The organism is Streptomyces sp. NPDC053560 (assembly GCF_044544605.1).
GTDB lineage: Bacteria > Actinomycetota > Actinomycetes > Streptomycetales > Streptomycetaceae > Streptomyces.
In genome coordinates this window covers 225,900-247,216 of sequence record NZ_JBITXI010000006.1, presented here as the reverse complement: position 1 = coordinate 247,216, position 21,317 = coordinate 225,900, and the positions used below count along the sequence as shown (strand labels likewise).

At 72.0% G+C, this 21,317-nt stretch carries 11 protein-coding genes; 8 read left to right on the top strand and 3 right to left on the bottom strand.

The features are described 5' to 3' along the window. Nucleotides 1-144 precede the first annotated feature (144 nt). Entirely contained in the window at nucleotides 145-1,362 is a 1,218-nt protein-coding gene (locus ACIGQF_RS16520; RefSeq protein ID WP_399710533.1) for an Ig-like domain-containing protein, read from the bottom strand. 165 nt (nucleotides 1,363-1,527) lie between these two features. Between ACIGQF_RS16520 and glgX the strand changes: the two genes are divergently transcribed. The 5 genes from glgX to ACIGQF_RS16495 all read left to right on the top strand — a co-directional run bounded on the left by glgX (nucleotide 1,528) and on the right by ACIGQF_RS16495 (nucleotide 11,836). After that, on the top strand, nucleotides 1,528-3,747 hold the full coding sequence (glgX, locus tag ACIGQF_RS16515; RefSeq protein WP_399710531.1) for a glycogen debranching protein GlgX: 2,220 nt from the start codon (nucleotides 1,528-1,530) through the stop codon (nucleotides 3,745-3,747). A gap of 106 nt (nucleotides 3,748-3,853) precedes the next feature. Further along, nucleotides 3,854-5,743 (top strand): ABC transporter ATP-binding protein, encoded by a 1,890-nt coding sequence (locus ACIGQF_RS16510; RefSeq protein WP_399710529.1) that lies wholly within the window; start codon nucleotides 3,854-3,856, stop codon nucleotides 5,741-5,743. Then, nucleotides 5,740-7,617, top strand: coding sequence for an ABC transporter ATP-binding protein (locus ACIGQF_RS16505; protein WP_399710527.1), 1,878 nt, complete (start codon nucleotides 5,740-5,742; stop codon nucleotides 7,615-7,617). Before ACIGQF_RS16510 ends, ACIGQF_RS16505 begins: the two co-directional genes overlap by 4 nt. Nucleotides 7,618-7,997: 380 nt before the next feature. Continuing rightward, nucleotides 7,998-9,986 carry a M4 family metallopeptidase gene (locus tag ACIGQF_RS16500; protein WP_399710971.1) on the top strand — a complete coding sequence of 663 codons (1,989 nt, stop codon included), beginning with the start codon at nucleotides 7,998-8,000 and terminating at the stop codon, nucleotides 9,984-9,986. A gap of 221 nt (nucleotides 9,987-10,207) precedes the next feature. Further along, nucleotides 10,208-11,836 carry a M4 family metallopeptidase gene (locus ACIGQF_RS16495; RefSeq protein ID WP_399710525.1) on the top strand — a complete coding sequence of 543 codons (1,629 nt, stop codon included), beginning with the start codon at nucleotides 10,208-10,210 and terminating at the stop codon, nucleotides 11,834-11,836. 241 nt (nucleotides 11,837-12,077) lie between these two features. On the opposite strand, the gene ACIGQF_RS16490 is transcribed toward ACIGQF_RS16495, so the two are convergent. Together ACIGQF_RS16490 and glgP are read right to left on the bottom strand one after the other, a co-directional pair. After that, nucleotides 12,078-12,506 (bottom strand): NUDIX hydrolase, encoded by a 429-nt coding sequence (locus ACIGQF_RS16490; RefSeq protein ID WP_399710523.1) that lies wholly within the window; start codon nucleotides 12,504-12,506, stop codon nucleotides 12,078-12,080. Nucleotides 12,507-12,639: 133 nt separating this feature from the next. Beyond that, nucleotides 12,640-15,279, bottom strand: a complete 2,640-nt coding sequence (gene glgP / locus ACIGQF_RS16485) for an alpha-glucan family phosphorylase (RefSeq protein WP_399710521.1) — start codon at nucleotides 15,277-15,279, stop codon at nucleotides 12,640-12,642. A 418-nt stretch (nucleotides 15,280-15,697) separates the two neighbouring features. Here glgP and ACIGQF_RS16480 point away from each other — a divergent pair, with 418 nt between their 5' ends. The 3 genes from ACIGQF_RS16480 (at nucleotide 15,698) to treS (ending at nucleotide 20,993) form a co-directional block, all read left to right on the top strand. Further along, complete coding sequence (locus tag ACIGQF_RS16480; protein ID WP_399710519.1) at nucleotides 15,698-16,972, top strand: S8 family peptidase; 1,275 nt, start codon at nucleotides 15,698-15,700, stop codon at nucleotides 16,970-16,972. 329 nt (nucleotides 16,973-17,301) lie between these two features. After that, nucleotides 17,302-19,293: an alpha-1,4-glucan--maltose-1-phosphate maltosyltransferase gene (locus ACIGQF_RS16475; protein ID WP_399710517.1), complete on the top strand. Its 1,992-nt coding sequence runs from the start codon at nucleotides 17,302-17,304 to the stop codon at nucleotides 19,291-19,293. Next, a complete protein-coding gene (treS, locus tag ACIGQF_RS16470; RefSeq protein WP_399710515.1) occupies nucleotides 19,290-20,993 on the top strand; it encodes a maltose alpha-D-glucosyltransferase in 1,704 nt (567 codons plus the stop codon). Before ACIGQF_RS16475 ends, treS begins: the two co-directional genes overlap by 4 nt. Nucleotides 20,994-21,317 lie beyond the last annotated feature (324 nt).

Sequence of the window (21,317 nt, the reverse complement as noted above, 5' to 3'; positions counted from 1 at the left end):
CACCGCGGACGGGAGGGGACTCCCCGGACATGTCACCGTTTCGTACCGACTGGTGAGGGTGGTACGGAACGTACGGAAGGGGCTCCGGCGGGCGGTCGATTCGGCCGGATAACGGTCCGGCACGGACCCGCCGGGCCGCCGCGTTCAGTCGGCCGCCGAGCCCCGCAGCCACGCGCGCCACGTCATGTTCCAGCCACCCAGACCGTTGTCCGGGGCGACCGTCGTGTCACGGGAGCGGATCACCTCCACGATGTCGCCGATGAGAGAGGTCCGGTAGAACCAGCCCGCCGGGGTGTCCGGGCTGCCGCCCTGCTCGTCCCGCAGGCCGACGCAGCCGTGGCTGGTGTTGGCGGCCCCGAACGTGGCCCTGGGCGCCCAGTAGTTCCCGTGCAGGAACGTGCCGGAGGTGGTCAGGCGCAGCGCGTGCGGCACGTCGGGGATGTCGTACTCGCCCCCGAAGCCGACGGTGCCCCCGTCCATCCGGGTCATCGGGTGCCGTTCGAGGATCACCATCCGGCCGTTGTACGTCGGGTTGTCCTGGTCGCCCGCGGTCACCGGCAGCGTGGCGAGCGGTTTCCCGGCGCTGCGTACGGTCATGGTGTGCGCGGTCGCGTCAACAACGCTGGTCCGATCCCGGCCGATCCTGAAGCGGACCGTCTTGTGCTGGATCCCGTACACCCCCGGCGCCGCACGGACGTCCCGCAGCCGCAGCGCCATCGAGACCTCGGTGCCCGGCCGCCAGGGCTCGCGGGGCCGGAAGTCCAGCCGCCGGTCGCCGAACCAGTGGGGCGCGACGGTCACCTCGGGGCGCGCGGTGACGGTGACGGCGCGCTCGACGGCGGCCCGGTCGCGCACGGGGCGGTTGAAGGCGAAGGAGATGATCATCCCGGTGCCGACGGTGGAGCGGTGCTCGGGGCGGAAGAAGCCGACGATGCGGTGCTCGGGCACGTAGGTGGTGAAGGAGGTGTGCCGGGCGGTGCGCCGGCCGTGGCCGTCCAGCGCGACGGCCTCGACGGTGTACCGGGAGGCGAGCGCGAGCGGGGCGCCGGCCGAGCGCCAGCCGCGCCCGTCGGGGGTGAGCCGGCCGGGCACCAGTTCGCTCCCGGTGTCGCCCGCCCGGGTGACCTCGACCCGCTCCAGCCGGCCGTCCGGCACCCGCACCTCGATGCGGTGGTCGGCGGGCACGCCGCGCGCGCCGTCGTCCGGATGCACCCGTACGGCCTCCTTCGGGGAGGGCGGCTCGTCCGACGTCCAGCCGCCGGGTCCCCGGCAGCCGGCGAGCAACGCGGCGCCCGCGAGCAGCGGTACGGCGGCCGTCCAGGGACGCCGGAGCGTTCGGTACGTCAGGGATCGGTTGGTCACGGTGGTCTCAACGAGCGCTCCCTTCGTGGGGAAACGTGACGTCCCGACCGGTTCGGGGAAGGAGGAGTGCAGGGAAGGATTGCCGGGAGGGCACGTCCACACACGCGGCCGGGACGCCGCGTACGGCACCGCCCGATCGAGTCGCGAGCCGCGGGAGGCTGCCACGTGTCGAGCGCGCTTGAGCAGGAGGCACTGCCGGACGAGGGCGGGGCGAGACCGGCCGCTGCCCCGGTCACGGTGCGGCCGGGGTCCCCGCAGCCGCTCGGGGCGCGGTTCCGCTGCGGCCCGGACGGTGTCGCGGGGACGAACTTCGCGCTGTGGGCGGCGGGCGCCGAGTCGGTGGAGGTGTGCCTTTTTGACGACGCGGGCGTCGAGACCCGCCATCCGCTGGCGGAGCTGACCCACGAGATCTGGCACGGCTTCGTGCCCGGCGTGCTGCCGGGGACGCGGTACGGCTACCGGGTGCACGGCCGCTGGGACCCGTGGACCGGCGCCCGCTGGAATCCGGCGAAGCTGCTGCTCGACCCGTACGCGCGCGCGGTCGACGGGGACTTCCTGCTGCCGCCGGAGGTGTACGGGCACGTGCGGGACTGGCCCGAGCAGCACATAGCGGACACGGTGCGCGACGAGCGGGACTCCGCGCCGCACGTCCCGAAGGGCGTCGTCGTCCACGACGACGTGCCCGGCGACGAATGGGAGGACGACCGCCGGCCGAAGACGCCGTGGGCCGATTCGGTGATCTACGAGCTGCACGTGCGCGGCTTCACCAAGCGGCACCCGGGCATCCCGGAGGAGCTGCGCGGCACGTACGCGGGGCTCGCGCACCCGGCCGCGATCGGGCATCTGACCCGGCTCGGGGTCACGGCGGTCGAGCTGCTTCCCGTACACCAGTTCGCACACGAGGACCATCTGCTACGCCGCGGGCTGCGCAACTACTGGGGCTACAACTCCATCGGCTACTTCGCGCCGCACGCCGCGTACGCCGCTTCGGGGACGCGCGGCCAGCAGGTCGGCGAGTTCCGCCGGATGGTGCGGGCCCTGCACGACGCGGGCATCGAGGTCATCCTCGACGTGGTCTACAACCACACGGCCGAGGCGAACGAGATGGGCCCGATGCTGTCCCTGCGCGGGATAGACAACCGCGGCTACTACCGCCTCCAGCAGGACCCGCGCCGGTACGCCGACTACACCGGCTGCGGCAACACCCTGCACGTCGTGCAGCCGAACGTGCTGCGCCTGATCACCGACTCGCTGCGCTACTGGGTCACCGAGATGGGCGTGGACGGCTTCCGCTTCGACCTGGCCGCCGCGCTGGCCCGCTCCATGCACGACGTGGACATGCTCTCGCCGTTCCTCGCGGTGATCGCGCAGGACCCGGTGCTGCGCCGGGTGAAGCTGATCGCCGAGCCGTGGGACGTGGGAATGGGCGGGTACCAGGTCGGGGCCTTCCCGCCGCTGTGGACGGAGTGGAACGACCGGTACCGCGACACCGTGCGCGACTTCTGGCGCGGCGCCCAGCACGACGTACGCGACCTGGGCTACCGGCTGTCCGGCTCCAGCGACCTGTACGCCTGGGGCGGCCGCCGCCCGCAGGCCTCGGTCAACTTCGTCACAGCGCACGACGGCTTCACCCTGCGCGACCTGGTCTCCTACGAGCACAAGCACAACGAGGCCAACGGCGAGAGCAACCGCGACGGCACGGACGACAACCGCTCGTGGAACTGCGGCGCCGAGGGCGAGACCGACGACGCGGACGTACGGGCGCTCCGCCGCCGCCAGCTGCGCAACCTCCTCACCACGCTGCTCCTGTCCACGGGCGTGCCGATGCTGGTCGCGGGCGACGAGCTGGGCCGCACCCAGCAGGGCAACAACAACGGCTACTGCCAGGACAACGAGCTGGGCTGGCTGGACTGGTCGCTGACGCAGGACCCGGAGTGGCGGCCGCTGACCGAGCTGGTCTCCCGGCTGATCGCGCTGCGCCGGGCGCATCCGGTGCTGCGCCGCCGGGCCTTCTTCTCGGGGCGGCCGAACGGCCCGGACGGGCTGCGGGACCTGGCCTGGTTCACGTCGGCGGGGACGGAGATGGCGGAGGGCGACTGGTACGCGCCCGCCGCGACGCTGGGCATGTTCCTGTCCGGGACGGACATCCCGCAGCGGGACGAGCGGGGGCTGCCGGTGACCGACGACAGCTTCCTGGTCCTGCTGCACGCCGGGCACGCCCCGGGCCGCTTCACCCTGCCGGCCGCGCCGTGGGCACGTACGTACGAGCTCCTCGTGGACACCGCGCGCGAGGACCAGGAGGCGGAGCCGGGAACGGCGTACGAGGCGGGCACCGAGGTGGAGCTGCCGGGCCGGGCGGTGTGGCTGCTGCGGGCCGGGCGGTGAGCCGCTGACGGACGGCGCGCGGGGTCCTCGCGACCCCAACTGCCGCTTTCCCGGCGGGAAAAAACCGCGTGAGGATTGTCAGTGGCGACTTCTACGCTCACTGCTGATGAGCGCTGCAGCGAACCGCCCCGAGCCCGCCGTCCCTCCGCCCCGCTCCGCCGTACGGTCACTGCTGCGGCTGTGGCCCTACGTCCGCCCCGTACGCGCCCGGGTGTCCGGCGCCGCGATCGTCGCCGTCCTGGCGTCCTGCATGGGCCTGCTGATCCCGCTGGTGCTGAAGTGGCTGGTCGACGGGCCGGTGGCGCGCCGGGACGCGGGCGGCATCTGGCTGGGCGGCGGGCTCCTGCTGCTCCTCGGGCTGGCCGAGGCGGGGCTCTTCGGGCTCCGCCGGTGGCTGGTGGCGCGCCCCCTGGCGAGCGTCGAGGCGTCGATGCGGGACGCCCTCTACCACCACCTCCAGCGGCTGCCGGTGAGCTTCCACGACCGCTGGCCCTCGGGGCAGCTGCTCTCGCGCGGCACGACCGATCTTCAGCTGCTGCGCATGTTCCTGGCGTTCCCGCTGACGTTCCTCTTCGTCAACGGCGTCACCATCCTGGTCGGCTTCGCCATCCTGCTCGCCCAGCGCTGGACGCTGGGCCTGGTGCTGCTCGCGCCGCTCGTGCCGCTGATGGTGCTCTGCTACGTGTTCGAGGGGAAGTACTCGGTCGCGGCGCGCCGTTCGCAGGACCAGGTGGGCGACCTGACCACGCTGGTCGAGGAGGCGGTGCTCGGCATCCGCATCATCAAGGGCTTCGGCCGGCACCGCGCCCAGGCCCGCGCGTACACCGCCCTCACCCATGAGCTGCGCGGCACCGAGCTGCACAAGGCGCGGCTGCTCGCGGCGATCTGGGGAGTGATCACGTTCCTGCCGGAGACCGCCATCGGCGCCGCGCTCGTCCTCGGCACGGTCCAGGTCGCGGACGGGGACCTGTCGGCGGGCACGCTCGTGGCATTCCTCTCCACCGCGCTGGCGCTGCGCTGGCCGGTGGAGTCCATCGGCTTCCTGCTGGCCATCAGCAACGAGTCGGCCACCGCGGCCGACCGGTACTTCGAAGTGCTGGACGCCCCGCCGGCGGACGCGGACGACGCGTCCGCGAGCGCCGCGGCCCGCGCCCCCGCGCCCGGCACCCCGGCCCCCGACGGGCTCGCCTTCACGGGGGTGGAGTTCCGCTACCCCGATGCGCCGCCGGGCGCCCCGCCCACGCTGCGCGGCGTCGACCTGCACATCCGGCCGGGCGAGACGATGGCGCTGGTGGGCGCGACGGGCAGCGGCAAGACCACGCTCACCGCGCTGGTGCCGCGGCTGTACGACGCGACCGGCGGCCGGATCACCGTGGACGGCCGGGACATCATGACCCTGCCGCGCGACGAGCTGCGCTCCCTGGTCGCGGTGGCGTTCGAGGAGCCGACGCTCTTCTCCGCCACCGCGGCGGAGAACGTCCTGATGGGCGGCGAGGAGGCGGGCGAGGACGGCGTCGAGCGGGCGCTGCGCACCGCCCAGGCGCAGGAGTTCGTCGCCGCGCTCCCGCAGGCCGGGCACACCCAGGTCGGCGAGCAGGGCCTGAGCCTGTCCGGCGGCCAGCGGCAGCGGCTCGCGCTGGCCCGCGCGGTGGTCGGAACGCCGCGCTTCCTGGTCCTGGACGATCCGCTCTCCGCGCTGGACGTGCACACCGAGGCGCGGGTCGAGACGGCGCTGCGGGGGGTCCTGGCCGCCACCACCGCGCTGATCGTCGCGCACCGCCCGTCCACGGTGCTGCTCGCCGACCGGGTCGCGCTCCTCTCCGGCGGCCGGATCACCGCCGTCGGCAGCCACCAGCAGCTGCTGCGCGAGAACGCCGAGTACGCCCACCTGATGTCCGGCGCCGACCTGGCGGAGGACGTCCCGAACGGGGACGGCCCGGACGCTGCGCCCCGTGCCGCCGCACCGCACCGGAGCACAGAGGAGACGGAGCGATGACCACGACCACGACCGCGGCCGGCCGGCCTCCCGAGGACAACGACGCGGGCCCGGCCGCCTCCCCCGGTTCCGCTCCCCCCGAGGACCCCTTCGACCGGGACGTCCTGCCCACCCCCAAGGGCGCCTCCCTCACCCTGCTCCGCTCGCTGCTGCGCCCGTATCTCCGTCGCGGCCGGCTCACGGTCGTCCTGCTGCTGCTCCAGCAGGCGGCCGTGCAGGCGGGCCCGCTGCTGGTCGCGTACGCCATCGACCACGCCGTGCCCGCGCTGCGGGCGGACGACCACGGCCCGCTGCTGGCCGTCGGCGCGGGCTATCTGGCGTGCGCGCTGGCCGCCGGCACGCTCCAGTACGCCTTCACCCGCTCCTGCTCCCGGGTCAGCCAGGACGTCCTGCGCGACCTGCGCGGCCGGATCTTCCGGCACGCCCAGGCGCTCAGCCTGGACTTCCACGAGCGCTACACCTCGGGCCGGCTGATCTCCCGCTCCACCACCGACGTCGAGAGCCTGCGCGAACTCCTCGAGGACGGCCTGCAGGAGCTGGTCGGGGTCGTGCTGTCGATGGTGTACGTGACGGCGATGCTGCTGTACCTGGACTGGGGCCTGGGCGCCGCGGCGCTCCTGTCGACGGGCCCCCTGCTGCTCCTGATCCGCTCCTTCCAGCGCCGCTCCCTGGCCGTCCACAAGCGCCGTTCGACGGCCATCGCGGCGGTCATCGTGAAGTTCGCCGAGACGCTCAACGGCATCCGCCCCGTGCAGGCCTTCCGCCGCGAGCGGCCCAACGACACCGAGTTCGCCCGGCTGAACCACGTCCACGAGCGGGCCAACGGCACCGCCATCCTGGAGATGGCCCGGTACGTCGTCCTCTCCCGCACGTGCGCCAACATCGCCCTCGCGGCCATCGTGCTGTGGGGCGCCTACCGGGTCGCCACCGGCTCGCTGGCCCTCGGCGTACTCGCCGCCGGCGTCCTCTACCTGCGCCGGCTGTACGACCCGATCGACCGCCTGGGCATGTTCCTCAACGCCTACCAGTCGGCGGCCGCGTCCCTGGAGAAGATCGCCGGCCTGCTGGCCCAGCGTCCCGCCGTCCCCGAGCCGGCCGCGCCCGTCCCCCTGCCCCCGGCCGCCGGCGGCAGCCCCGGGCGCGAAGTGGTCTTCTCCGGCGTCCGGTTCGCCTACCGCACCGGCGGCGAGGTGCTGCCGCGCTTCGACCTCACGCTGGCCGCGGGGAGCACGGTCGCGGTCGTCGGCAGCACGGGAGCGGGCAAGTCCACGCTCGCCAAGCTGCTGGCCCGCTTCTACGACCCGAGCACGGGCCGGGTCCTCCTGGACGGCGTGGACCTGCGCGACCTGTCCACCGCCGAGCTGCGGCGCGGCGTCGTGATGGTCACCCAGGAGGCGTTCCTGTTCTCCGGCACGGTCGCCGAGAACATCGCCGTCGGCCGCCCGGACGCCACCCGCGCCGAGGTCGAGGCGGCGGCGCGGGCCATCGGCGCGCACGAGTTCATCAGCGCGCTCCCCGACGGCTACGACACCGATGTGCGCAAGCGCGGCGGCCGGATCTCCGCCGGCCAGCGCCAGCTGGTCTCGTTCGCCCGCGCGCTCCTCGCCGACCCGGCGGTCCTCGTCCTCGACGAGGCCACCTCCTCCCTCGACATCCCCGGCGAACGCGCCGTCCAGCGCGCCATGCACACCGTCCTCCGCGACCGCACCGCCGTGGTCATCGCTCACCGGCTGTCCACGGTCCGGATCGCCGACCGCGTCCTGGTCATGGAACACGGCCGGATCATCGAGGACGGCACCCCCGACCGGCTCATCGCCGACCGCGGCCGCTTCGCCGACCTGCACAGCGCCTGGAAGGAGAGCCTGGCGGGGTGACGGTCCGCGTCCTGCTGTGCGGGGCCGGGCCGGCTAGCGCCGCCGTGCGGGGCCGGCCCGGCCGCCCCGACCAGGTGGTTGACCGCTATACGAACGCCAACCGCCGCTCTACGGACGGTTTCCGGCCATGTTCTTGAAGGGATCCTGACAATCGGGTGTGGCAGGTGGGAAGCTGCGCGGCAGTCGAAACGGGTCCCCACAGCACCACCGCCCGCTCCGGCCACGTACGCACCGCTCCCCCCACACGCACTTGTTCTGCCCGGACGGCCACCCAGCCGACCGGTCCCCTCGGCCGCGGCCCATCCCGTCGCGGCCTCGCAGAAGGAGCCAGCGTGACACGCACCCCCCATGGACGCTCCGGACAGGCCCGCAGACGTGCGATGGCCACCGGCACCATCGTCGCCGTGACCGCCCTGCTCGCCGTCGGCGTACAGACCGGCGCGGGCAATGCGGCCCCCAACCCCGGCGTCGAACACGTCCAGCCCCGCGCGGGCGCACTGCCCGCCAAGCTCTCCCCCTCGCAGCGTGCGGAGCTGCTGGAGGAAGCGGCGGCCACCACCGCGCAGACGGCGAAGAAGCTCCAGCTCGGAGCCGAGGAGAAGCTGGTCGTCCGCGACGTCCAGCAGGACCGGGACGGCACCACCCACACCCGGTACGAGCGCACCTACAAGGGCCTGCCCGTCCTCGGCGGCGACCTCGTCGTGCACGAGACCCGCACCGGCAAGGTCCAGCGGGTCACCAAGGGCGTCAAGGCCCGGATCGCCGTGCCGAGCACCAAGGCGGCCGTCGCGCCGGCCACCGCCGAGTCCAAGGCGCTGAAGGTCTCGAAGGCGGAGGGCGCCGAGAAGTCCGACGCCAAGGAGCCCCGCAAGGTCGTCTGGGCGGCGAACGGCAAGCCGGTCCTCGCGTACGAGACCGTGGTCGGCGGCGTGCAGGACGACGGCCAGACGCCCAACCGGCTGCACGTCGTCACCGACGCCACCACCGGCGAGAAGCTGTTCCAGTACCAGGAGATCGAGCAGGGCACCGGCAACAGCCAGTACAGCGGCAAGGTGACCATCGGGACCGCGCCGTCGTACACCATGACGGACACCGCGCGCGGCAACCACAAGACGTACAACCTCAACCACGGCTCGTCCGGCACCGGCACGCTCTTCAGCGACCCGGACGACGTGTGGGGCGACGGCACCCCGCAGAACGTCCAGACCGCGGGCGTGGACGCCGCGTACGGCGCCCAGCTCACCTGGGACTACTTCAAGAGCGTGCACGGCCGCAGCGGCATCCGGGGCGACGGCGTCGGCGCGTACAGCCGGGTCCACTACGGCAACAACTACTCCAACGCCTTCTGGGACGACAGCTGCTTCTGCATGACCTACGGCGACGGGTCGGGCAACACCCACCCGCTCACCTCGATCGACGTGGCGGCCCACGAGATGACGCACGGCGTCACCTCCGCCACCGCCGACCTCGTCTACAGCGGTGAGTCCGGCGGTCTGAACGAGGCCACCTCCGACATCTTCGCGGCGGCCGTCGAGTTCAACGCCAACAACGCCCAGGACCCGGGCGACTACCTCGTCGGCGAGAAGATCGACATCAACGGGGACGGCAGCCCGCTGCGCTACATGGACAAGCCCAGCAAGGACGGCGCGTCCAAGGACTTCTGGTACTCGGGCGTCGGCAACGTCGACGTGCACTACTCCTCCGGCATCGCCAACCACTTCTTCTACATGCTGTCCGAGGGCAGCGGTGCGAAGGTCGTGAACGGCGTGCAGTACGACAGCCCGACGTCCGACGGCAAGTCCGTGCCGGGCATCGGCCGGGCCAACGCCGAGAAGGTCTGGTTCAAGGCGCTCACCCAGTACATGAGCTCCAACACCAACTACGCGGCAGCCCGCACCGCCACCCTCAACGCCGCCGCCGACCTCTTCGGCAAGGACACCCCGACCTACAACACGGTCGCCAACACCTGGGCCGCGGTGAACGTCGGCAGCCGCGTCGGCGACGGCGGCGACCCCGACCCGGGCGGCAACGTCTACGAGAACAACAACGCCGTGGCGATCCCGGACGCGGGCGCGGCGGTCACCTCGTCGATCGCCGTGAACCGGACCGGCAAGGCCCCGAGCACGCTCAAGGTCGGCGTGGACATCACCCACAGCTACCGCGGTGACCTCGTCCTCGACCTGCTCGCGCCCGACGGCACGGCGTACCGCCTGAAGAACTCCAGCTCCTGGGACTCGGCTGCGGACGTGAAGACCACCTACACGGTCAACGCCTCCTCGGAGAACGCCACCGGCACCTGGAAGCTGCGGGTCCGCGACGTGTACTCCGGTGACACCGGCCGCCTGAACAGCTGGAAGCTGACCTTCTGACCGGAAACCCGGCAGACCGATCAACCGGGAGGGCCACCCCCGCCGTTCGGCGGGGGTGGCCCTCCTCCGCTATGCGGACGACAGCTCGCTCTTTGCGAACAAATTGCAAACCGGCCCCAATTACCCGGTGACAGTCGCGCGTTGGAATGGCACGCTGACCCCGCACGTACCACCCGCATCGCTTTGCACCCCCACCACTTGGCAAAGTTGAAGGAGCACGCGTGACCCCCCACATATCGCGTACCACCCGTATCGCCGGCGCCTCCGTGGCCGCGGCAGCACTGCTCGCCGCCGGCATCGCCACCGGCACGGCGGGCGCGGCCCCCACCTCCCACGAGGCCGCCGGCGCGCCCGTGAAGATGACCGCCTCGCACCGCGCGGAGCTGCTGCGCGACGCGCAGGCCACCAAGGCGAAGACCGCCGAGGAGCTCGGGCTCGGCGCCAAGGAGAAGCTGGTCGTCAAGGACGTCATCAAGGACGCCGACGGCACCACGCACACCCGCTACGACCGCACCTACGACGGCCTGCCCGTCCTCGGCGGCGACCTGGTCGTGCACCGGGCCAAGGGCGGCGCCGTCAAGTCGACCTCCAAGGCCACGAAGGCCGGCATCAAGGTCGCCTCCACCAGCGCGAAGATCGCCCCGAAGAAGGCCGCGGCGTCGGCGCAGTCGGTGTCCGGCAGGACCGAGGGCATCAAGAAGTCCGACGCGGCCACCCCGAACAAGGTGATCTGGGCCGCCTCCGGCAAGCCGGTCCTGGCGTACGAGACCGTGGTCAAGGGCGTCCAGAAGGACGGCACGCCCAGCGAGCTGCACGTCATCACCGACGCCAACACCGGCAAGAAGCTGTTCCAGCACCAGGCGATCGAGACCGGCGCCGGCACCAGCATGTACAGCGGCAAGGTCGAGCTGGCCACCAAGAAGGGCAGCAGCGGCTACGAGCTGACCGACGACAGCCGCGGCGGCCACTCCACGCTCGACCTGGGCGGCAAGGAGAGCGGCGAGGGCAAGCTGCTCACGGACGACGACGACAAGTGGGGCACCGGCAAGGGTGACGACCCGCAGACCGCCGCCGTCGACGCCGCGTACGGCGCCCAGGCCACCTGGGACTACTACAAGAGCGTGCACGGCCGCAGCGGCATCAACGGCGACGGCAAGGGCGCGACCTCCCGCGTGCACTACGGCCAGAACTACGTGAACGCGTTCTGGGACGACAGCTGCTTCTGCATGACGTACGGCGACGGCGAGGGCAACACCCACCCGCTGACCGCGCTGGACGTGGCGGCGCACGAGATGTCGCACGGCGTCACCTCGGCCACCGCGAACCTGGAGTACAGCGGCGAGTCGGGCGGCCTGAACGAGGCCACCTCCGACATCTTCGGCACCTCGACGGAGTTCAACGCCAAGAACGCCGAGGACCCGGGCGACTACCTCATCGGCGAGAAGATCGACATCAACGGTGACGGCAGCCCGCTGCGGTACATGGACAAGCCCAGCAAGGACGGCCAGTCGCTGGACTTCTGGAAGGAGGGTGCCGGCGACGTCGACGTGCACTACTCCTCGGGCATCGCCAACCACTTCTTCTACCTGCTGTCCGAGGGCAGCGGCGCCAAGGAGATCGACGGCGTGAAGTACGACAGCCCGACCGCCGACGACTCCAAGGTCGAGGGCATCGGCCGGGACAAGGCCGAGAAGATCTGGTACAAGGCGCTGACCGCGTACATGACCTCGACGACCGACTACAAGGCGGCCCGCGAGGCGACCGTGAAGGCGGCCACCGACCTGTACGGCGCGGACGGTGCCGAGGTCAAGGGCGTCGAGGCGGCCTGGACGGGCGTCAACGTGAAGTAACGCTTCGCCACATGGCTCCCCTTACAGTCCGGGGAGTTTAGGGGGGCGGGTCGGCCGGTGGGCGTTGTCCACAGGGTGATCCGCTGCCCGCACCGCACACAGGCCGAGCGGTGTCCGGAGGCTCCCGATATCCCTCCGGGCACCGCTCCTCCATGTCGCGGGGCCGGTCGCTCGGCCGTCGGCCCTCGGCTGCCGGTCGTCGGTTGCCGGCCGCTGGTCGCCGGTCAGGGCGGGGCTCCCGTCAGGACAGGGCGCCGGCCTTTCGCAGGCCGTCGGTGGCGGCCGGTGACAGGCTCGTGTGCGGGAGATCTGGCAGCGGGATCCAGGCCACGGCGCCCGTGGAACCGTCGGCTTCGGCGACCGCCGTCGGGCCGTCCTCCAGCGCGACGGCGTAGAACAGGCCGGTGAGCTGCCAGTCCACCCCGAGCCGCCGGACCTCGTAGGTCCGCGCGTCCAGCAGCCCGGCCTCCCGGACCGTCCGCCCGGTCTCCTCGCGCAGTTCGCGTACCAGCGCGTCGACGGGCTGCTCGCCGGGGTCGATGCCGCCGCCCGGGAGATACCACTGACCGGGCGTGAAGACCGGCGAGGCGTCGGACAGCCGGGTCAGCAGCGCCCGGCCCTCCGCCACCACGATCGCGTATGCCGAGACCCGTGTCCGTACCTGGCTCATGATCCGCCCCCGTGCAGCCGCCCGGCCGCTCCTGTGCGGCCGGCTGTGGGCAGCAGCCTATGGCGTGCGGGACGGAGCGGGCCTCGCGGTGCGGCGCCGTGCCGGTGTGTTCGTGGCACGGCGCCGTACCGGGTCAGCGGAGCAGTACCCCGGCCGCTTCGCCCGTGGCCTCCGAAGGGGCCGCGATCAGGCCCATCTCGGCGCCGGTGGCGAGGAGCGGGTGGGCGGGGAGGATGCGGACGGTGTAGCCGAAGGGGCCCGTCCGGTCCAGCACCAACGGCCCTTCGTAGAGCCAGCGGCCCTCCAGGTCGGGCCCGCCGGCCGGCTTCAGCGCCGCGGTGAGCGGGTCGGCGATCCGGTCGGACTCGTCGACCCGGCCGGAGACCAGCTGCACCTCGACGTCCTCGGGCGCCAGCTCGTCCAGCGCGACCCGGACGCGGAGCGCCAGGGTGCCGCCCAGTTCGGCCTGCCCGTTGGCGGGTGCGGCCGCGCTGCCGGTCTCGACGTGGTCCACGGCGACCCGCGGCCAGGCCTCGCGCACCCGGGTCTTCCACCGCGCGAGGTCGCGCGCGGCGTCCGGGGTGAGGGAGCGGTGCGCCTGCGCGGCGGGCGCGTAGAGCCGCTCGACGTACTCGCGGACCATCCGCCCTGCCAGCACCTTCGGGCCGAGGGTGACCAGCGTGCGGCGGACCATCTCGACCCAGCGGTGCGGTACGCCCGCCTCGTCGCGCTCGTAGTAGCGGGGCGCGACGCGCTGTTCGAGGAGTTCGTAGAGGGCCGCGGCTTCGAGGTCGTCGCGGCGTTCCTCGTCGGTGGCGGTGCCGTCGGCGGTCGGGATGGACCAGCCGAAGTCCGGCTCGTACCACTCGTCCCACCAGCCGTCGAGGACGGAGAGGTTCAACGCGCCGTTGAGGGCGGCCTTCATGCCGGAGGTGCCGCAGGCCTCCAGGGGGCGCAGCGGGTTGTTCAGCCAGATGTCGCAGCCCGGGTAGAGCTTCTGGGCCATCGCCATGCCGTAGTCGGGCAGGAAGACGATGCGGTGCCGGACGCGCGGGTCGTCGGCGAAGCGGACCAGTTCCTGCACGAGGCGCTTGCCGCTGTCGTCGGCGGGGTGTGCCTTGCCGGCGACCACGATCTGGATCGGGCGCTCGGGGTGGAGCAGCAGCTCCATGAGCCGGTCGCGGTCCCGGAGCATGAGGGTGAGCCGCTTGTAGGACGGCACGCGGCGGGCGAAGCCGATGGTGAGGACGTCGGGGTCGAGGACCTGGTCGATCCAGCCCAGTTCGGCGGTGGCGGCGCCGCGCTGCCGCCAGGAGGCACGCAGCCGCATCCGTACCTCGGTGACCAGCTGTTCGCGCAGGGTGCGGCGGAGGTCCCAGATGGCGGGGTCGGAGATGTCGGCCACCGCGGACCAGCGTTCGGAGCCGCCGACGGTGAGGGCGTCCTCGGTGCGGGTGGCGCCGATCTGCTTGGCGCCGAGGCGGAAGACCTCGGGGGCTACCCAGGTGGGCGCGTGCACGCCGTTGGTGACGGAGGTGATCGGTACCTCGTCGGGGTCGAAGCCGGGCCAGAGTCCGGCGAACATCTCCCGGCTGACCCCGCCGTGCAGGGTGGAGACGCCGTTGGCGCGCTGGGCGAGGCGGAGGCCCATGACGGCCATGTTGAAGACGTTGGGTTCGCCGCCGGGGTAGCTCTCCATGCCGAGGCCGAGGATCCGGGCGGCGTCGATGCCGGGGAGTTCGCCGTCGGGGCCGAAGTGCCGGGCGACCAGTTCGCGGTCGAAGCGGTCGATGCCGGCGGGTACGGGAGTGTGGGTGGTGAAGACGGTGCCGGACCGGACGGCTTCCAGGGCGCTGTCGAAATCGAGCCCGCCGGCGTCCTCTTCGGACAGTTCGCGGATGCGTTCCAGGCCGAGGAAGCCGGCGTGGCCCTCGTTGGTGTGGAAGACCTCGGGGGCGGGGTGACCGGTGAGCCGGCAGTACGTACGGACCGCCCGTACGCCGCCGATGCCGAGCAGCATCTCCTGGAGGAGGCGGTGCTCGCTGCCGCCGCCGTAGAGGCGGTCGGTGACCTGGCGCTCGCCGGGTCCGTTCTCCTCGACGTCGGAGTCGAGGAGGAGCAGGGGGACGCGGCCGACGCGGGCCTGCCAGATGTAGGAGCGCAGGCGCCGGCCGCCGGGGAGGGCGAGGGAGACCTGCGCGGGGCTGCCGTCGGCCTCGCGGAGCAGCTCCAGTGGCAGCTCGTTGGGGTCGAGGACCGGGTAGTGCTCCTGCTGCCAGCCCTCGCGGGAGAGGGTCTGGCGGAAGTAGCCGTGGCGGTAGAGCAGCCCGACGCCGATCAGCGGAACGCCGAGGTCGGAGGCGGCTTTGAGGTGGTCGCCGGCGAGGATGCCGAGGCCGCCGGAGTACTGCGGCAGGGCCGCGGTGATGCCGAATTCGGGTGAGAAGTAGGCGACGGCCTCGGGCAGGGCGGCGTCGACGGACTGGTACCAGCGGCGGCCGGCGAGGTAGTCCTGCAGCTCGTCGGCGCAGGCGGTGAGCCGGCGCAGGAAGCGGCGGTCGGCGGCGAGCTCGGCGAGGCGCTCGGCGGTGACGGTGCCGAGGAGCTGGACCGGGTCGGAGCCGGGCCGCTGCCGGCCGTCGGGGTCCAGGGCATGGAAGAGTTCGCGGGTTTCGGTGTGCCAGGACCAGCGCAGGTTCCGCGCCAGTTCGCTGAGCGGTCGTAGGGACGGGGGAAGGACAGGGCGCACGGTGAATCGACGAATGGCCTTCACGCTCCGACCGTAGCGGCGGCTCGGCCGCGGCAACCACAGCGCGCGGCCCGTGCCGCGGACAACCGCTCGAAAGGCCCGCTCCTCGCGCCAGGTGTGCCCCCGTGCGCCTCTTGCCGGTCGGAGGGTACGCCTCTTGGCCGAGGTGCCTGCCCCGGAGCGCGGCTTCGGGCGGGTCGGGGGGTGCCCGGCCGGGCGCGGGGAGGGGGCGGGGCGCGGGAATCCGGCCAGAAATCACCGCAACCTTCGCCACGGATCGCTCACCCGATATGGCCGATTCCGCCCCCTCGTCCTCTCTTGTACGGACTCCGGGCCCACGGAAGGCTGCAGGATGGCGTCGGTGGAGCGCGGCGCGGCAGCCGGCGCCACGGAACGGCAACACCCTTGCCCGCCTGTCGAGTTGAAGAGGGGAACTCCGTACATGGCCTGGACACGAATAGCCCGGCGACGGCTGGCGGCGGGGGGTACGGCCGCCACCTCGGCGGCCCTGCTCTGTGCCGCCGCGCTGCCCGCCCACGCCGCGCCGCCCGAGGGCCGGATCCTGGGAGCGGGGGCGGCCGGCGCGGTGCGCAGCAGCTACATCGTCACCCTCAAGGCGGGCGCCCGGGGTGTCGAGGCACGCTCGGCGGCGGGCAAGGGCCTGGCGGCCAAGTACGGGGTGTCGATCCGCCGGACGTACCACACGGCCATCAACGGCTATGCCATCCGGGCGAACGAGGCCCAGGCCCGGCGTCTCGCGGCCGATCCGGCCGTGGCGGCGGTGAGCCAGAACCGCACGGTGCGGCTGACGGACACGGTGGCGGCACCGGGCGGCGACGCAGCGACGGCGGGCGGCGCCGCGACGGCTGCGGGCGGCACCCGCAAGAACCCGCCGTCCTGGGGGCTGGACCGGATCGACCAGGAGAGCCTGCCGCTGGACAAGTCCTACACCGCACCTGCGTCGGGCGGCGCCGGGGTGCAGGTATACGTGCTGGACACCGGCGTGCGCACCTCCCACTCGGACTTCGGTGGCCGTGCCAGAAGCGGCTGGGACTTCGTCGGCGACGACGCGGACGCGAGCGACGAGAACGGTCACGGCACCCATGTGGCCGCCACCATCGCGGGCAGGACGTTCGGCGTGGCCGACAAGGCCCGCGTCGTGTCGGTACGGGTGCTGGACGCCAAGGGGGCGGGCACCACCGAGAACGTCATCGCCGGCATCGACTGGGTGGCGAAGCACGCGCAGAAGCCCGCGGTGGCCAACCTGAGCCTGGGCAGCATGGCCTCGCCGCAGCTGGACCAGGCGGTGCGCAATGCCGTGCAGGCCGGGGTGACGTTCACCGTCGCGGCCGGGAACGACGGCCTGCCGGCCGACCTGTTCTCGCCCGGCCGGGTGCGGGAGGCCCTCACCGTCGGCGCCACCAGCAGCAAGGACGTCCGCGCCGACTTCTCCAACTGGGGCCCGAGCGTGGACCTGTTCGCGCCCGGTGTAGGGATCACGTCGGCGTGGCACTCGGACAACGCGGCCTCGAAGACGCTCTCCGGCACTTCGATGGCCGCGCCGCACGCAGCGGGCGCCGCCGCCCTGTACCTGGCGGACCACCCGGGGGCGACCCCGCAGAAGGTGGACGACGCGCTGGTCGGCCGGGCTTCGGCGGGCCAGGTGAAGAGCTCTTTGGGATCACCGAACCGACTGCTCCGGGTCGAGGGCTCCTGACGGAGCCCCTTCAGGACCGGCACCACGGCCGGCTCCGCCCGAGGGCGGGGCCGGTCCGTTGCTGTCCGCACGCCGCGCGGCCGGTACGTCCGTCTTGATCGACGTGCGCTGTTACGTACGAGTAGTTCATCCGCGGGCGGATTGCCCGGCCGCGGCGTGTGGGAAGGCTCAGTCGGAACCCTCGCTGCGTGCCTCCCCCGCGTGTCCCGCCCTGCGCACCTCCAACCGAGTGAAAGGCGACAGGACCGTTCATGCCCGCAACCCGTAAGCCCGCCGCGGAGATACAAAGGACAACACCCCGCAAAGTGTCCCAAGTCTCAGGTGATCCCATGATCGGTCGCATTCCCGTCCTGGACGTCCGTCCCCAGATCGACTGCGGGCGCCGCCCGGCCAAGGCGGTGACCGGCGAAACCTTCGAAGTGTCCGCCACCGTCTTCCGCGAAGGGCATGACGCGGTCGCCGCCAACGTGGTGCTGCGCGACCCGAACGGCAGGAGCGGGCCGTGGACGCCGATGCGGGAGCTGGCGCCGGGCACGGACCGGTGGGGCGCGCGGATCACCCCGGACGCCGAGGGCCGCTGGACGTACACCGTGGAGGCCTGGTCGGACCCGGTGACCACCTGGCGGCGCACGGCGCAGGTCAAGATCCCGGCCGGCCAGGACACCGGCCTGGTGCTCGCCGAGGGCGCCTCGCTGTACGAGCGGGCGGCGGCCGGGGTGCCGAAGAACGCGGGGCGTGAGTCGATCCTCCGGGTGGCCGACTCACTGCGGGACGAGAATCTGCCGGCCGCCACCCGGCTGGCCGCCGCGCTCACCCCCGAGGTGCTGGAGACCCTCGGCCGGTATCCGCTGCGCGAACTGGTCAGCGCCTCCCGGCCGATGCCGCTGCTGGTGGAGCGGCGCCGAGCGCTGTACGGCTCGTGGTACGAGCTGTTCCCGCGCTCGGAGGGGGCGTACGAGGCACCCGACGGGACCATGGTCAGCGGCACGTTCCGGACCGCTGCCGAGCGGCTGCCGGACATCGCCGCGATGGGCTTCGACGTGGTGTACCTGCCGCCGGTCCACCCGATCGGCACGACGCACCGCAAGGGCCCGAACAACACGCTCTCCGCCGGCCCGCACGACGTCGGCTCGCCGTGGGCCATCGGCTCGGCCGAGGGCGGCCACGACGCGCTCCACCCGGACCTGGGCACCTTCGAGGACTTCGCGTACTTCGTGCAGACCGCGCGGGACCTGCGGATGGAGGTCGCGCTGGACTTCGCGCTGCAGTGCTCGCCGGACCATCCATGGCTGGACAAGCATCCGGAGTGGTTCCACCACCGCGCCGACGGGACCATCGCGTACGCCGAGAACCCCCCGAAGAAGTACCAGGACATCCACCCGATCGCCTTCGACGCGGACTTCCGCGGGCTGGTGAAGGAGACGGAGCGGCTGCTGCGCTTCTGGATGGCGAAGGGCGTCCGCATCTTCCGGGTGGACAACCCGCACACCAAGCCGGTGGTGTTCTGGGAGAAGGTGATCTCGGACATCAACCGCACCGACCCCGACGTGATCTTCCTGGCCGAGGCGTTCACCCGCCCCGCCATGATGCGCACCCTCGCGCAGGTCGGCTTCCAGCAGTCCTACACCTACTTCACCTGGCGCAACTCCAAGCACGAGCTGACCGAGTACCTCACCGAGCTCTCCCGGGATTCGGCCTCCTGCATGCGGCCGAACCTGTTCGTGAACACCCCGGACATCCTGCACGCGTACCTCCAGCACGGCGGCCGGGCGGCTTTCGAGGTACGCGCGGTGCTCGCGGCGACGCTCTCCCCGACGTGGGGGGTCTACGCCGGATACGAGCTCTGCGAGGGGACTCCGGTACGAGACGGGAGCGAGGAGTACCTGGATTCGGAGAAGTATCAGCTGCGTCCTCGGGATTGGCAGACAGCGGCCCGTGAGGGCCGTAGCATCGCTCCCCTCATCACGGCACTCAACCGGCTGCGCCGCCGCCACCCGGCACTCCAGCAGTTGCGTGATCTGCACTTCCATCATGTCGACAACGACGCGATCCTCGCCTACTCCAAGCGCGAGGGCGCCGACGTGGTGCTCACGGTCGTGAACCTGGACCCGCACCACACCCACGAGGCGACGGTGTCGTTGGACATGCCGGAGCTCGGCCTCGACCGGCACGAGTCCGTACCGGTGCGCGACGAGCTCACCGGCGAGACCTACCACTGGGGCAGGGACAACTATGTGCGCCTGGAGCCGGGCAGTGGCATTGCGCCCGCGCACGTGCTGTCCCTGCGACCGTCCTCACCGATCGGAGGGTCACCCAATTGATCGTCAATGAGCCCGTCCCCGACACGTTCGAGGACACTCCGGCCAAGGACCGCGATCCCGACTGGTTCAAACGGGCCGTCTTCTACGAAGTCCTGGTGCGGTCGTTCCAGGACAGCAACGGGGACGGCATCGGCGACCTCAAGGGCCTGACGGCCAAGCTCGATCATCTGCAGTGGCTGGGCGTCGACTGCCTCTGGCTGCCGCCGTTCTTCAAGTCCCCCCTGCGGGACGGTGGTTACGACGTCAGCGACTACACCTCGGTGCTGCCGGAGTTCGGGGACCTCGCCGACTTCGTGGAGTTCGTGGACGCCGCGCACCAGCGCGGCATGCGGGTGATCATCGACATGGTGATGAACCACACCAGCGACCAGCACCCGTGGTTCCAGGAGTCCCGCAGCGATCCCGAAGGGCCGTACGGCGATTACTACGTCTGGGCGGACGACGACAAGCAGTACCAGGACGCCCGGATCATCTTCGTCGACACCGAGGCGTCCAACTGGACCTTCGACCCGGTCCGCAAGCAGTACTACTGGCACCGCTTCTTCTCCCACCAGCCGGACCTCAACTACGAGAACCCGGCGGTCCAGGAGGAGATGATCTCGGCCCTGCGCTTCTGGCTGGACCTGGGCATCGACGGGTTCCGGCTGGACGCCGTGCCCTACCTCTACGCCGAGGAGGGCACCAATTGCGAGAACCTCCCGCAGTCGCACGCCTTCCTCAAGCGGGTGCGCGCCATGGTCGACGCGCACTACCCGGACACGGTGCTGCTGGCCGAGGCCAACCAGTGGCCGGAGGACGTGGTCGACTACTTCGGCGACGCGTCGGTCGGCGGCGACGAGTGCCACATGGCCTTCCACTTCCCGGTGATGCCGCGCATCTTCATGGCGGTACGCCGCGAGTCCCGCTACCCGGTCTCGGAGATCCTCGCCAAGACCCCGGCGATCCCGTCCGGCTGCCAGTGGGGAATCTTCCTCCGCAACCACGACGAGCTGACCCTCGAAATGGTCACGGACGAAGAGCGTGACTACATGTACGCGGAGTACGCCAAGGACCCGCGGATGCGCGCCAACATCGGCATCCGCCGCCGCCTCGCGCCCCTGCTGGACAACGACCGCAACCAGATCGAGCTGTTCACCGCCCTGCTGCTCTCCCTGCCCGGCACGCCGATCCTGTACTACGGCGACGAGATCGGCATGGGCGACAACATCTGGCTGGGCGACCGGGACGCGGTGCGCACCCCCATGCAGTGGACGCCGGACCGCAACGCCGGTTTCTCCTCCTGCGACCCCGGACGGCTCTTCCTGCCGACCATCATGGACCCGGTCCACGGCTACCAGGTGACCAACGTCGAGGCCGCGATGTCCTCGCCGGCGTCCCTGCTGCACTGGACCCGGCGCATGATCGAGATCCGCAAGCAGAACCCGGCTTTCGGCCTGGGCACGTACACCGAGCTGCCGTCGTCCAACCCGGCGGTCCTGGCGTTCCTCCGCGAATACGAGGACGACCTGGTCATGTGCGTGCACAACTTCTCGCGCTTCGCCCAGCCCACCGAGCTGGACCTGCAGTCGTTCGACGGCCGCCACCCGGTCGAACTGATCGGCGGCGTGCGCTTCCCGGCGATCGGCCAGCTGCCCTATCTGCTGACCCTCGCGGGGCACGGCTTCTACTGGTTCCGGCTGCGCAAGGACGCGGTGGCCTAGCCGGAAAGATGTTCGGACACCGGCCGCGCTCGTGGGCCGGTGCCACGCGGGCGCTCCGCCAGGAGCGCCCGCACACCGCCGCGTACGGGCCCGTCGCGCCGGCCGTCCGGCCGCGTCGGGGGCGTGAATTACCCGCCCGTACATGCACGCAAGGCGTGTTCGGGTGTTTTTCGACCTTTCGCCCGGGCAGTCTCCCTACTGCCGCACGGGCCGGACGATCCTCGCGCCGCGCCTGCGGGCGTGGGGACCCCTGCCGCAGATTCCGCTGCCGTACGGACGATCCTCGCCCGACACGTCCCGCACCGCCCCACAGTAAAGGCCGTA

What these genes read in the sequence shown, in the direction of transcription:
- ACIGQF_RS16505 (WP_399710527.1), top strand. Translation starts at nt 5,740, where the DNA reads ATGACCACGACCACGACCGCGGCCGGCCGGCCTCCCGAGGACAACGAC.
- ACIGQF_RS16475 (WP_399710517.1), top strand. Translation starts at nt 17,302, where the DNA reads ATGATCGGTCGCATTCCCGTCCTGGACGTCCGTCCCCAGATCGACTGC.
- ACIGQF_RS16500 (WP_399710971.1), top strand. Translation starts at nt 7,998, where the DNA reads ATGGCCACCGGCACCATCGTCGCCGTGACCGCCCTGCTCGCCGTCGGC.
- ACIGQF_RS16510 (WP_399710529.1), top strand. Translation starts at nt 3,854, where the DNA reads ATGAGCGCTGCAGCGAACCGCCCCGAGCCCGCCGTCCCTCCGCCCCGC.
- ACIGQF_RS16490 (WP_399710523.1), bottom strand. Translation starts at nt 12,506, where the DNA reads ATGAGCCAGGTACGGACACGGGTCTCGGCATACGCGATCGTGGTGGCG.
- ACIGQF_RS16480 (WP_399710519.1), top strand. Translation starts at nt 15,698, where the DNA reads ATGGCCTGGACACGAATAGCCCGGCGACGGCTGGCGGCGGGGGGTACG.